The sequence below is a fragment of the candidate division WOR-3 bacterium genome, assembly GCA_016867815.1.
Classification (GTDB): domain Bacteria; phylum Hydrothermota; class Tepidihabitantia; order Tepidihabitantales; family Tepidihabitantaceae; genus UBA2258.
This window is the reverse complement of the sequence record VGIR01000004.1, coordinates 31,056-44,851: the sequence shown is the minus strand read 5'-3', so window position 1 is coordinate 44,851 and position 13,796 is coordinate 31,056. Positions and strand designations below refer to the sequence as shown.

Sequence of the window (13,796 nt, the reverse complement as noted above, 5' to 3'; positions counted from 1 at the left end):
CAGAAGTGTGCAGTTCCGGGAACTCACTGTTCATCGATGTCAACCTGTAGTTTTGTCGGCCTGCCGGTGCAACGTCCGGCACACATACTGGCCGGCAGAGTGAACCCGAACCTGCTGCCACTGCCGGGCTCGCTTTCGATCCATGTCTCGCCGCCGAGTTTCTCCATGATGCGCCGCACTATGGAGAGTCCCAATCCCTGCCCGGTGGTGCGGACTTGGTGCAGCCGGGTGAAAGGCATGAAGAGTCGCGACTGCTGTTCCGGCGTCAGGCCGGGCCCGTTGTCCCTGACCCAGAAACGAACCTCGCCTGCGGCCGCGGCGGCCCCGAGTTCGAGCCGTGGCGGCCTGCCGCCATACTTCATCGCGTTCGACAGGTAGTTGGCCCAGACTTCCTCAATCCAGGGCCCGTGACCGAGCGCTACCGGCCACGTTTCGGGCAGCACGATTTCCGGCGCATACTCCTTCGTCATGTGCGAAAGGCGCTGCAGCGCGCCGGACACGATCGCGGCCATTTCGACCGGCTGCTTCTCGACTTCGGCCTCACGCACCTCGGCCAGCAGCAGGAGTTCGTCAATGATGCTGCTCATCTTCCTCGCGCTCTGGCCGATTGCCTGCAGCGACTCGGAAACGTCCTTGTCGCTCAAACGGACGTCGGCGGCGGTCAGCGGCCCGGCGAAACCGAGCACGGCGCAGAGCGGGTTCTTGAGGTCGTGCGCCACCACGTGCGCGAAATCGGCGAGATCCTGGTTCGCGGCCTCGACCTGCCGCAGCAAATGCGCCTGACGCTGCTCGGCCTCGTGCCGGGCGGTGACATCACGGATAACCCAGACGCTGCCCACGGTTTCGCCGCCTTTGTCCCGCATCAGCCGGCTCGATACACTGACCGGGACGATACGGCCGCCTTGACCTTGACATTCGAGATCGAGCGCGCTCAACGCAACCCCATCACCGACCCGGATGAATGTCTGCCGGAACAGGTCGGGCAGGACGAAGAACTGCTCGGCCTTCTGCCCGCGCAGTCCCTGTATCTCTCTGCCGAAGAGGTCGGCGGCGCCCTGGTTCGCGATCGCGATCTCACCCTCCGGTGTCAGGAGCAGCAGGGCGTCGGCCATCGTGGCAATGATCTCGCGGGCGGCACGCTGGGGAGTAACCGACATCAGCCCGTAGCGGGTGACCGCAAGGTAGAGCCCGCCGGCCCAGATCAGACAGAGCGCGCCGGCGAGGTCGGGAATCCCGAGGTAAGTGAACTGCGGCAGCACGACGTCGGTGACCGTGCCGAGCACGAGAGTGATGAGGCTGGTGCTGAGAATCAGGCCTGTCTGTCTCCGTTCACGGTAGGTCTTGGCCGACTGCCACAACTTGAATATCAGGAAGAGCGCTGCCAGCGTATACAGCCCGTAGTACGCATAATAGGACGGAACCCAGGCGGTTTTTGCCCAGACCGTCCTCCAACCGTAGACGCTGCGGTCGTAGTCGGCAGTGAGCTTCCCGGCCAACTGCGCGCAGATGATCAGCGCGGGCGGGACGACGAGCACCGGCCAGAACAGCCAGGACCGCAGCAGCTTGAGCCGACGTGTCAGCACCATCGCGAAGGCGAGGTAGACGCTAGCAAACCCGACCCAGCCCAGCGAGCCGACGTACCCGAACAGCCAGACCAGGTCCCTTGGCGCGTCCGGCATGCCGTGGACAATGTCCTCGACGCTCCAGAGAGCAAGCGCGACGAGCACGGCGGCACACAGCCAGTGGAGCAGCGTGCGCGGCCGGCGCCGGAGCACCCGCACGGCCAGCGACAGGTATGCGGCCAGCGCCAGCGCGTACACGAGCGTCATCGGAGTCACGGTCCGTGACTCTATCATCCGGTCACCGACGCCGACGGTTTGGGCAGCGTGAGGCCGCTAGTCAGACGCGGGGACATGCGGAAGCGTGAAACCGAATCTGCTGCTTCTGCCCGATTCGCTCTCAACCCAGGCCTCGCCGCCGAGCTTTTCCATGATGCGGCGCACGATGGAAAGCCCCAGTCCCGAGCCGGTAGCCCGCGCGTGGTGCAGCCGGGTGAAAGGCATGAAGAGTCGCGCCTGCTGTTCCGGTGTCAGTCCGGGCCCGTTGTCCCTGACCCAGAACCGGGCTTTGCCGTCCGCAGTGTCGGCCCCCAGCTCCAGCCGCGGCGGCCTGCCGCCGTACTTCATCGCGTTCGACAGATAGTTGGCCCAGACTTCCTCAATCCAGGGCCCGTGAGCGAGGGCTAGCGGCCACCTGTCAGGCAGCACGATTTCCGGCGCATACTCCGCCGTCATGTGCGAGAGACGCTGCAGCGCGCCGGACACGATTGCGGCCATCTCGACCGGCTGCTTCTCGACTTCGGCCTCGCGCACCTCGGCCAGCAGCAGGAGTTCGTCGATGATGTTGTTCATCTTGCGTGCGCTGTGGTGGACCGCCTGCAGCGACTCGCGGACATCCTTGCTGCTCAGTTCCACGGCTGCATCGGTCAGGAGTTCGGCGAAACCAAGAACGGCGCCGAGCGGGCTCTTCAGGTCGTGGGCCACAGTGTGTGCGAATGCGGCCAGTTCCAGGTTGGCGGCTTCGACCTGTTTCATCAGCTGCGCCTGCTTCTCCTCGGCCCGCTTGCGGGCGGCGAGCGCGTCCTGCAGGTCCTCGGCGAATCCGAGGTAGGATCGGTTCGGCCCCTTCATCTCCCGGTACAGCCGGGCATCGGCGATAGCGAGCGCGCCTGTCCGGGCAACTACCAGCGCCAGATCGAGGTAGTGATCCCGGTACTCGGAGAAGGAGGCGCCCTCGACTTCGAGCACGCCGAGCGTCCTGGTCCGGTGCCGCAGGCTCAAACGAAACCCAGCCCCGCTCTCTGTCCAGGCATGCGAGCGGCTGAAAGCCACGAGCCGTCGTTTCACCTCCTCGGATTCTCCGAACCCCGCCGGCCGCGACCAGATTCGGAGCAGCTTGCCTTCCTCCAGCGCAGCGAAGACCATCGTCGTCGGCGCCAGCATCGCCGCGAACAGGCCGAACACTCTGTCCACGACCTTCTCCTCAGCCAGGGTCCCGGCCAGCCCGCTCACGAGTTCCGTCACCATGCCGAAGTCCGTGAGCCGCCGGTAGGCGCCGGACAGGATGACGTTCAATCGCGTCCGCTGACACTCCAGCCGCCACTCCAGCGCCGTCTTCTCGATCAGCAGCCCCAGTCGCTCGCGCCCGGCATCAGACAAAGCCCGGGGCAGGCCGTCAAAGCATCGGACGATCGGCAGTTGCCGTCCGGCGAGGATGGCTGGGGCCGGGCCGGGGACGCAAGCGCCGGCGAGCATGCGAAACTGCTGGCAGTCGCCCAGCGTCGCCACGGCCCGCTCAATCTCCTGCCAGCCGTCAAGTTGTCTGCTGCAGTCGCCGGGAAATGGTATCAACCGGACGTCCTCGAGCCGCGCGGCGCGCACCAGCTCGACTGCGGCCGGGTGCAAGCACTCGCAGACCAGCAAGCCAAGCCTTTCCGGCCTCGGCATCAGGACACCTCTGCTGCGGGCAGTATCCGGACGTCCGCGAAACGGTCGCAGCGCGACAACGCATCCACCTTATCAGAAGCCTACAGCCCGGAGTCTGGAGCGTCAAGTAGGCGCTGGCCGGCTTCGAGGTTTCGGAGGTAGATGGCGCGAAGCGGGGGCTTCTAGCCGAGACTGACTTTGTGCTTGGCGACGGTCGCGCCGGAGATGATAACGACGAGGTAGGTGCCGCGCTTCAGGCGCACGCCGTCCTCGCCGCTGCCGTCCCACTCGACGGCGTGATACCCGGACGTCTGCTGTTCGGTCAGGAGCAACTTGACCGGCCTTCCCAGCATGTCGAAGACTTCCGCGCGGACCTGCCCTGCCCGGCTCAGCCGATACTCGACCCGCAGGCTGCCGCGGCGCATGGCCGACTGCGCCCGGACGATTGTCACGACGTCGGCAGCGGACCCACCGTCGGCAGTTACACCTTCAGCTTCACCGACGGCGAACACGAGCGCCGGGACGTGACCGGAAGGCAGCCCGAGCGCCGAGGCAATTGCCCGCCGTTCGGTGCGGTCGAGCGGCACGACCAGGAACCCGGCAAGCCCGAGCGCCCGTGCCTGCGCGAGCAGCTGGAATCCGGCAGTGCCAGCCTCAATCATCACCGGGCCGGAGCCCGTGTCCGGAACGCAGATGACGAAGTAGGTCGGCGCGCTGCCGGGAATCCGCGCCGAGGCCGCCCGCAACTGGGGTCGGCGGTCGCCGGCTGCGACCCGCTCCAAACGGTGGTCGCGCTTCGCCGCGTCGGCCGCGACCATAAGCCGGTTGTGATACCGGCTGACTTCGTAGGCGCTGACGACGTAGATGCGGTCGGTCAGGTAGTAGCTCGCCATCGCGCTGGGCACTGTCAATCCCTGGCGGCGGTTGTAGGTCAGATGCGGGGTAACGCCGTAGGCGGCCCAGCAGAGCTGAGAAACGTTCTCCTGCGACAACTCGACGGAGTTGAACAACGAATCCTGGTGCAGGTCGGCCATCACCGCCTCGAAAGTATCGGGTCCGACGACATGTGGCTGTGGCAGGCTTGAATCCGACGAGAAGGCGACGCACAGCGTGTCGAGCGGCCCAGCGGCGGCCCGGCCGAAAACGTTGACCATCTGGACCCGGTGGCCCGGCAGCCATGCGGTGGCGGCGTGGTCTGCGGCCCACTGCATCGGGCAGCTGACCACCTCCGTCCCGCCGCCCCTGAAGGCAGTTCCGGCGAGCAGCCCTGCCTGGATCGCCATGCCGGCTGCTTCCGCCCGGTCGGCGGCGACGCCCACCTCAAACGCCGAACCGGAATTGTAGCGATGGTCACCGGCCCGATGCAGAGTCAGGCGGAGGGCTAGCGGGTCGTAGCGATAGACATTGCTGGACGTAGCCACGTAGAACTCCCGGTACCCACTGCCGACTTGCGGCGCGCGGCTCATCGCCCAGAGCACGTTGGCCATTACCTGCGCCGGCAGGGAGTCATCAAACCCGGAGTGGACGGAGTACCGGCTGTTGGCAAGCTGCGCGAACGAAAACGCGCTGCGGGCCGGGCCGGGCAGGCTGTCGCCCCAGGCCGACCCCGGCAGCGACGCGACGCGCACCGAGAGGCCGATCACGCACAGGAGCCAGTGCATAGGCCCTAAAGATTAGCCCCTGCGCCACCCCAGTCAAGCCGTGGCAGCACCAGGCGCTGCCGGTGGCTTCAGCGATCCGGCCCGGTTCTGCCCTTGGGTGTCGTCCGGGAAGTCAGTGGCTGGGCTGTTCCAGTTCCCGGCCCAGTTCCCGGATGTACTGCTTGACCGGAGCTGCCCGCCTCGAGTTGACCTTGACCCAGGCGGCGATGTCTTCGTCCTGAACGATGGCCGCCCGCGCCCCCGCGTCTCTCGCCGTGGCGTCGGCGAAGTCTTTGAGGGCTCGCGGCACGTCGCCCTGCCACAGCCGGGCGACCCCGGACAGAAGCCGTGAGGCGCCTTGTGCCCGGTCGGAACCTACGCCCTCGATTTCGGCCGCGTCGGACAGCACCCGACCGAACTCCCGCTGACGCAGATTGGCAAGCGCACGGCCGTGCAGGGCGTGGAATCGCAGCTCCGGTTCGTCCCAGGGCCCGCCGGCGAGAGATTCCAAACAAAGCGTGTATGCCCGAACCGCCGCCGGGTACGCCTGCTGATCCAGCCTCTGGTCGCCGGCCCGCAGCGAATCGACCGCTGCCGTACGCCGCGCCACCGCCTCGGCCCGCGCCGCGCCGGCCTCAGCCGCTGACTGCGCCTTGACCGCGGTCTTGACCAGGCCCTCGGTCTTGGCGCGGTCGGCGGCGGCGGCCTGCGCCACGCTCTCCACCCGGGCCCGCTCGGCGACGACGCTGCGCGCGAGGTCCCCGACCTTGCCCCGCTCGCCGGCGGCCGTCTTGACCAGCTCCTCGATTCTTGCCCGTTCTTCGGCCACTGCCTTCGCCAGATCCTCCGCCCTGCCCCGTTCTTCGATGGCGCTTCGGACCAGTTCCTCGACGGCGGCGCGTTCCTGCTTCGTCACGACGGTGTGATCAGCGACCGCCTCCAGGTTCTCCTCGGCGCGGTCAAGACGTTCGCGCAGCGCCACCATCTCGGACTGCACCATCGCGACCTGAGCGGTTGCGGCATCCTGCTCTGCAGGCCGCAGGGCAGCCGTGTCTGCTTCGATCTTTCCGACCCTGCTCTCGGAATCGGCCAGCTTCCGCTTCAAGCGCAGGACTTCGTCCGCGGTACCAGCGAATCGTCCTTCCCACGACGACCGCAGGTCCTCGAGCCTTGCGACCTTCCGGCTCAGGGACCATGTCCGCCACACGGCCAGCGCGGCCGCGACCAGAACCGCCACAATGACGAACGTGAGCGTGCGGCCGAGATTCCGGCTCGCCGCTTCCAGCGCCTGTCTTGCCGCCAGCACGACGTCGTCCCGCGAAGCCGTATCCGAGGCGACCGGCTGCGCCTGGGCCGCCGCCAGCGCCAGAATGACTACTGCCATGACGATTGCCGTACGCTTCATGTGGCGCTAGCCTGACGAGCCGGTCGAACGGAATCGCTTGACGTACACCTTGCCGCGCACGCGGTCGAGGTAGGTCTCGAGCCGCTCGCCCAGTTTCTGCTGATAGAGGTAGTTGCGGATGTTCTCCTGCAGTTCGAGGTAGGAGAGAATCTGCTCCGGCTGCTTGGACAAGACCTTGATGATGTGGTAGCCGTGCTCGGAGAGCACCGGCTCGCTCACGTCACCGGAGTCCATGCCGGCGACGACCTGGTTGAACGGCGGGGCGAGACCGACGACCAGGAACTCGCCCAGCCGGCCGCCCGAGTCGGCAGTCACCGGGTCCTGCGAGTATTGCCGGGCGAGCGAGTCGAAAGGTACTCCCTCGAGCGCCTTGCGGCGGACTGAGTTGGCGAGAGTCCGCGCCCGGACCGTGTCGCCACGCGTGACCGGCACGCGGATCAGTATCTGCCGGAAGCGAACGCGGTCCTCGCCCTTGCGCTCGAACTTCACCGTCATGTAGCCTTCGCGGGTCGGGAACGGCGGCGAGGTCTGACCGGGTTCCAGCTGCGACAGAACCATCATCAACTCCGGGGGCAGCTGCGCTATCTCCACCCAGCCACGGTCGCCGCCTCGGGCGGCTGTCCGCTTGTCGTCGGAGAATGAAGCGGCAACGGTCGCGAAGTCGCCACCCCTCGCCAGCACATCCATCACCTCGGTCATGCGGCGCTGACCGGCGGAGTCAGCGGCCGGGCCCGGCGCAAAGACAAGCAGGACGTGGGCGAGGGCCACTCTTCCCGGCACCCGGGCGATGGAATCTCGGTTCTCGTTGTAGAAGCGCTCGGCTTCGCTCGGCGAGACGTAGATCTGGGTGAGCCCGGCTTTCTCCATCAGTTTGCGGGCGAGCAGCTTGCGCCGCGCATCTCTTTCGTAGCGCTGGCGCAGTGCCCGCTCGGTGTAGCCTTCGACCGCCAGCGCCTCCCGGTACCGCTCCTCGTCCCCGAAACGCTCCTTAACGGCGGCGATATTGCCATCCACCTCGGCCGCGACTTCCGACGGCGCCGCCTCGACTGTCTCGCGCCGCGCCTGCTCCTCCAGTACGAGGTCGTCGATGAGGCGGCCCAGCGCCAGGTCCTCCAGCGCGGCTTCCGACGCGGTCGTGTCCGGCTGCGACAGCCGCAGGAAAGTCACCGCCTGGTTGAGTTCGCTGGCGAGAATCAGCTCATCACCGACCACGGCGACGATGCTGTCGGCCGGCTCAGCCGCGTGCGCCGGGTGGAAAGTGAGAAGGCACAAGGCCAAAGTCACGACCGCCGGCACTCCTCCCTTCGCCATTTCCACTTTCTGTACCCCGACTTCTCCCTACTTCTCGAAATACGCGTCCGGCTTCAGCTCAATCTTCGCGGTCGCGCGCAGGGCACTGAGCACGCTGTCTACAATCGCCTGGCTCCGACGATACAAGAGAATCGCCTCGATGTCGGGCTTCGCCTCGGCGAAGGTCACGTCCGCCTTCACCTTCTTCTTATCCACGAGCTTAATGATCTGGTAGCCTTCCTGGCTCGGGACGACGTCCGAGATCTGTCCGGGCGAAAGCGCGAAGATGGCCTCGGCCACGGCCGGGTCGCCGCCCATCCGCGGGTCGCCGACGTTCCGGGCGAAATAGCGCGACTCCTGGCCGGCCTCGAGTGCCACGTCCTGCGACCATTCCTTGGCCAGCTTGGCGAAGTCAGCCCCGGCCCGGAGTTCCGCGAGCGTCTGAACGGCCATCAGGCTGTCGGCCAGCACGATGCGGGTTATCTTCACCTCGTAACTGAACTCTTCCTTATGCTTTCTGTAGTAATCCAAGACCTGGCTTCCGATGTTGTCCAACTCCACTCCATTTTGCGTTACGTGGCCCAGCTGAATACGTTCGGGGGCGGTCAACCGGTCCAAGAGCTCGTTGACCAGGTAGTCGCGCTCGAGCCGCTTGAGGCGGGCCTGTATCTGCGGTTCCTTCTCTACCCCGCGGCGCACGGCCTCCTGGTACATCAGCGTATTCGAGACCCACTTGTCGAGAATCTTGGGCAGGTTCTCGCGGGTGACATCGAACCCCTCGGGTGAGAGCGAATCGAGCTCGGGCACGGTCAGCTTGTCGCCGTTCACGCTGGCAAGCACCGGCCCGGTCAGGGCCGGCGCGCTCTTCTGAGTACTGCTGTTGCCGCAGCCGGACAGGAAAACTGCTGCCGCCAGCACCGCCGCCGGAACCAGTAGATATCGGTTTATCATCGCCGCTCCTTATTGCCTGGGATTGACCCTTGCTGTCGCTTGCTTCTTCACGGCGGCGAGCGCCGCCTGGTTGATCGTTATCTTCGCCTTTGCCTTCAACTCGGCCACGTACTCCTGCATCCGGGCGTCGCGGCGCTCGGTCAGCAGTCGGCTGCGAATCATGTTCGCGACCTGGTTCGTGTCCGGGGTCGTTAGATTCTCGCGGTTCTGCTGGAAATAGTCCATCACGTCCGCATCGGATACGTTCAGCTTGTCGGAGATCTCCGCCTTGAACAGCGCCTTGTACAACACATCCTCGCGCTTGACCGCCAGCTGCCGCACGATTTCCGGGGCCTTCTGCAGCCCCATGCGCAGCGCGTCCTCGTACATCAGGTCCTCTTCAATGTAGCGGCGCACCGCGTACTTCTTTGTCGCCGAGTCGAGCATCGGCGTGAACCGGGCCGCGACGGGGAGCAGTCTCGTCACCTTCACGTACTTCGATTTGTCTTTGTAGGCAACGGCCACGTCCTTGTCGGCCTCGGTCATCTCGTCAATCGGTTTGCACAGGATATCGAGGCCTTCCGGGTTGTAAGTGATGCGCTGCCGCAGGTCGGCCATGTACCGGTTCGCAAGTTCCCGCCGCTGCAACTGCTTCACTCGCCGCTCGAACTCCGGCCGGTACTGGCTGAGCGGCGGCGGGCCCGGGTCTGCCGGCCTCGTCTCCAGCAGCTCCGCAATCTGCCACACGCCCGACACCGGCGTCGGCTCGGTGCGCTGGCCCGGCTTCAGAACCGTCACCCTGGTCCGCAGCGGTTCGTCGATGTAGAGGAGTGGAGCGAAACCGGCGTCCCCGCCCTTGACCGCACTGGGGTGTTTCGAGTACTTCACGGCGAGCGATTCGAAGACCGCTCCCTGGTTCAGCTCGGCCGCCAGACGGCGGGCCACGCTCTCGTCGGGGACCGAGATCATTCTCAGGTGCGCCTCGACCTGCAGCAGCTTGTAGGCCGCCTGCAGCTCGGCCTCGGTCAACCGGTTGCCGGCAGCCGTAATCGTGTCGTACAGCCGCTGGTTCACCAGCGCTTTCTGCTCCAGCTCTACCTGGTACTCGGCATCCTTATCCATGCCCGCGCGCTTCGCCTCCTGGGCGAACAGCTTCCGGGTGATGATGTTGTCGAGGACCTGTTTCCTGACCGTGTCGGCCCGCACCGAGTCAAGGTTCTGGGGGAGCATCGCCTCGACGTCGGCGGCGGCGATCTTCTCGCCGTTGACCACGGCCACGACCTGCCGGCCCGGAGCGCCGGCGCAGGCCGTCAGCGCCAAGGCGGCCAGAATAGCTGCGAAGAGATTTCTCATGGCGAGGGAAACAATAGCTCCTCCCTCAGGAAAGTCAAGGTAGCGGAGACAACGTAGCGCCGGTGACGCCTTCCGCATCCGCGCTTCTGCCCGGCCCGGTTCCGCCCGAATGCAGGCCCTACTTCTGCGGCCCCGGCTCCGGCTGTTCCTGCGTCTGGGTTGGCGGTGGCGGAGGCGGTCCGGCGGCCAACTTCACCTTCAGCGTGCTGTAGTTGGTATGCTTCGCGCGGAGCGAAATGCTCTTGGTGTTCTGGGCGAGGATAACGTCGTACGCCCCGCCTGGCTCCAAGCCCGGAACCGCCAGCGCCTCACCGGCGGGAAACCGCAGCGGGTAGGAGAATTCCATGGCCGTGACGCCGGTCTCCTCGTCACGGTCGATCTCGGCCTCGCGGATGGCGCTGTCCGACTGCGCTGAGCGGTTGTGGGCGTAGTTTGCCCCGACCTGGTTCATAACCTCGGTCGAATCCTCGGTGAAGTAGCCGATCATCATGTTCGACTTGTCCATCCTGGCCGAACCGAACCCGATTGCCAGCCAGCCGCGGCTCTTGGTCTCCAGCCCGACGTAGATCAGGCTGTCGTCGAATCCCCAGTGAACCGTGATGCCCGACGCCTTGTCCTTGTAGGTAGCGGGGTACTCCGGCCCTTCCTCGTTGTCGATAACGCCGTCAATTCCTACCCGGTCTACCAACAGCGAATCGTACGGTATCACCGGCTGCGCCGCCGCCAGTGTCAGCGCGGCGCCCAGCAGTAGCGCGAATTGCCTCAGCATTCTTCAATCTCCTCTCGGTATGGAATTCACTCCAGAGATTATGTCGGCGGCGCGCCCGCCGGTCAAGCTGCGGGCCGGCGCCCGCCGGACGACGACCGGAAACAACGCCCGGCTGGACCTGCGCGGCAACCGGAACGGTCTCTATCTCTGCACGGTAGCGGCCGGCAACCAGGTGGTCACCGAACCACTGGTGCTGCTCAGGTAGCGACGCCTTTCGAACCGACGCCGGGGTGGCATCGCCACTCCGGCTTTTCTTTCTCCGCCTCGTCCGCGAGTTGCCGCACTGCCGGCATTCGTCTGGCCTGCATTGCGGCAGTGATCCGGGGAACTGAAGGAACTCCGGTCAGGCGACCGGCTCAGGCCTCTGTCTTGGGAGCGGCTTCGAGCGCGCTCACATGCCGCCGGACTCTCTCGACCACTGCTTCGCCTTCCGGGGCGAGGGTGACGAACCGCTTGTAGGTCGCGATTGCCTGCGGCAGCAGGCCCAGGCGTTCCTCTATGACCGCCCTGGCGTGCCACGCCACGGCGAAAGAAGGATCCAGCTCGGTGGCCTTGCTGCAACAGGGAAGCGCTTCCTCGGGGCGGCCCAGACTGGCAAGACAGATGCCCTTGTTGTTCCACGCCCTCGCGTCGCGCGGGTCGAGTACCAGCGTCTCGTTGAAGCAGTTGAGTGCTCCCTCCAGCCGCCCGATGGCGCAGAGCGTGTTACCCTTGTCGTGCCAGACTGCCGGATCCCGCGGATCGAGTCGGAGCGACTCATCATAGCAGCGGATCGCTTCCTGGTACTGACCCAGGGCATTGCTGGCCAGCCCCTTGCCGGCCCAGGCACCGGCGAGGCGCGGATTGAGCCTGATGGCACTGTCGAAATTGGCAATCGCCTGCTCGACGTGACCCAAGGCGTACAACTCGTTACCCTTCTTCAACCAGGCCAGGGCCTGCGGCATGTTCGGCACCACCGGCACGGAGTCGCGACTCCCTGCCGACGGCTCCGCTGCTGCCCGTGGTGCTGCAATGCGGGGACCCGCCGTCGCCACCTCCGGCCGGGGTTCCGTCTCGGGGTAGTCGTCGAATGCCTCCGACACGGCCAACGCCTCTTCCTCCGACCCCGTATCGCGGAGAAAGACGAACGCCAGTACCACGAAGAAGATCACCCATGCCCAGGCGACAACATCGACATGGACCACGAACCAGGACACCGGCGGCCTGATTGCGGCGGCATTGGTGTCGGAGAGGAGTGCGCGCGCCCTGGCCAGGATGCCGCGCTCCAGGACCAGCAGGACAATCGGCGAAAGGGCGGCCACGGCCGCGAACGCCGCTGCCTTGTCCCAGTTCCTGGACGGCCGGTTTGTCGGTCCGGACTCGCCAGGCAACTAGAACTCTCCGGCTCGACGCCCTGCCGACTCAGCGATGTTCGAGGTAACCTGCGGACACGCGCAGGGACGCCACGCAGAACTCACATCACGGATGAAGGTCATCATTCCCGATACAAGGATGGCCGGGATTAACCTGCTGTCAAGCTGGAGAGAAGCCCCGTCCCCGCCCCCGCCTCGAAACCCGGGCTCCTCTCTGCCAGGGCTTGGACCCGTCTCATCCTTCCCGGTCGCCCGTCAACGCGCCGGGACGCGTCTCTACGATGCGGCCGATGCGCTCTCCAACTCGCGAACGTGCTTCTCTACGCCCTCGACCGACGCGGCATCGTCGGCAGATGCAAGCGTGATGAACTGCTTGTACGCCTCGACCGCTTCCGCTATCCGGCCAAGCCGTTCCAGTGCCACTGCCTTTGCCCGCCAAGCCACCGGGTACAAGGGGTCGATCTGCAGGGCCTTTTCGAAGCAGGCGACCGCTTCCTCGTGGCGGCCCAGGCCGGCAAGGCAGACGCCTTTGTTGCTCCAGGCGCTCGCGTCGTGCGGGTTGAGCACCAGCGACTCGCTGAAGCAGCGGAGTCCCTCCTCAAACCGTCCCAGGGCACAGAGGGCGTTCCCTCTGTTGTACCAGGCTTCCGGGCTGCGCCTGTCCAGCTTCAGCGCCTGGTCATAGCAGCGAACCGCTTCATCGCACCGGCCGAGAGCCTTGCGGGCCAGTCCTTCGTCGATCCACGCGTTTGCCAGGCAGGGATCGAGCTCGAGTGCCTTGTCCAGGTGTCGCAGCGCCTCCTCGTGCCGGCCCTGCCTTTCAAGGGCATCACCCTTGAGCCACCAGACCTCGGCGTCCCGTGGGGCGTCTGCGAGTGCCTCGCTGTAGCAGGCGAGCGCCTCTTCGTCTCGGCCCAGCGCATCAAGACAGAGACCTTTGCCCGCCCAGCCTCGGGCTTCACGGGGATTCAGCTCCAGCGCTTTATCGAAAAGAGGGATTGCGTCCTCGAGTCGGCCTTCCCGGTGCAGGGCAACCGCCTTCATGCACCACTCCTCTGCTTCCTGCACCGGCGTGTCGGCGGATGGCTGCCCGCCGTGCGCTGCTGTCTGCGGCGTCACGCCCGGACCGCGGTCCTCGGCAGCGTCAGGCTTTGCAGGCCTGCGATGCCAACGGTCGGATTTGCTGCTCATCTACGATGTCTCCTCTACTCTCGACTTGATGCCACCCCGGGGTGCGGCATTTCCCGGCCACACGCATGGACCGCGGCCGCTCGCCAGGGGTATCCGTCTACACGCAAGACGGTCTGCTCAGAATGAGATTCTAGTCCAGTGACCGAGGATGTCAACCCCGCGGCCTGCTATCCACGGAACCCGCAGACTACTCAGCCTTGGGTCCGCTCCTCCACCGCAAACTGCCAAATGGGAACTGGGGAATCGCAGCTCAAAGCTGTGCCAAAAGGTCGAAGGGAAGATCCCTCGGCAGCACGTGCGAAAGCTCGGTCAAGAGCTGCTTGAGAGGCTCGCTTGGAAACTCGCGGCCTTTGGCCGCGTTGCCTCTGGTTTCTAGATTCT

Annotated in this window: 10 protein-coding genes; all 10 read right to left on the bottom strand. The window is 65.8% G+C overall.

What is annotated here, in order from left to right:
- Window positions 1–23: 23 nt before the first annotated feature.
- A complete protein-coding gene (locus FJY68_01390; protein ID MBM3330487.1) occupies window positions 24–1,856 on the bottom strand; it encodes a PAS domain S-box protein in 1,833 nt (610 codons plus the stop codon).
- 39 nt (window positions 1,857–1,895) lie between these two features.
- Window positions 1,896–3,506 carry a HAMP domain-containing histidine kinase gene (locus tag FJY68_01385; GenBank protein ID MBM3330486.1) on the bottom strand — a complete coding sequence of 537 codons (1,611 nt, stop codon included), beginning with the start codon at window positions 3,504–3,506 and terminating at the stop codon, window positions 1,896–1,898.
- Between the two features lie 161 nt (window positions 3,507–3,667).
- Entirely contained in the window at window positions 3,668–5,146 is a 1,479-nt protein-coding gene (locus tag FJY68_01380; protein ID MBM3330485.1) for a hypothetical protein, read from the bottom strand.
- 112 nt (window positions 5,147–5,258) lie between these two features.
- Window positions 5,259–6,530, bottom strand: a complete 1,272-nt coding sequence (locus FJY68_01375) for a hypothetical protein (GenBank protein ID MBM3330484.1) — start codon at window positions 6,528–6,530, stop codon at window positions 5,259–5,261.
- 6 nt (window positions 6,531–6,536) lie between these two features.
- The gene (locus FJY68_01370; GenBank protein MBM3330483.1) at window positions 6,537–7,841 is read right to left on the bottom strand and encodes a hypothetical protein; all 1,305 of its coding nucleotides are present in this window, start codon (window positions 7,839–7,841) and stop codon (window positions 6,537–6,539) included.
- 27 nt (window positions 7,842–7,868) lie between these two features.
- Window positions 7,869–8,771, bottom strand: a complete 903-nt coding sequence (locus FJY68_01365; GenBank protein ID MBM3330482.1) for a hypothetical protein — start codon at window positions 8,769–8,771, stop codon at window positions 7,869–7,871.
- Window positions 8,772–8,780: 9 nt separating this feature from the next.
- Window positions 8,781–10,181 carry a hypothetical protein gene (locus FJY68_01360; GenBank protein MBM3330481.1) on the bottom strand — a complete coding sequence of 467 codons (1,401 nt, stop codon included), beginning with the start codon at window positions 10,179–10,181 and terminating at the stop codon, window positions 8,781–8,783.
- 40 nt (window positions 10,182–10,221) lie between these two features.
- On the bottom strand, window positions 10,222–10,872 hold the full coding sequence (locus FJY68_01355; protein ID MBM3330480.1) for a hypothetical protein: 651 nt from the start codon (window positions 10,870–10,872) through the stop codon (window positions 10,222–10,224).
- Window positions 10,873–11,228: 356 nt separating this feature from the next.
- The gene (locus FJY68_01350; protein ID MBM3330479.1) at window positions 11,229–12,242 is read right to left on the bottom strand and encodes a tetratricopeptide repeat protein; all 1,014 of its coding nucleotides are present in this window, start codon (window positions 12,240–12,242) and stop codon (window positions 11,229–11,231) included.
- 258 nt (window positions 12,243–12,500) lie between these two features.
- Complete coding sequence (locus FJY68_01345; GenBank protein ID MBM3330478.1) at window positions 12,501–13,415, bottom strand: tetratricopeptide repeat protein; 915 nt, start codon at window positions 13,413–13,415, stop codon at window positions 12,501–12,503.
- Window positions 13,416–13,796 lie beyond the last annotated feature (381 nt).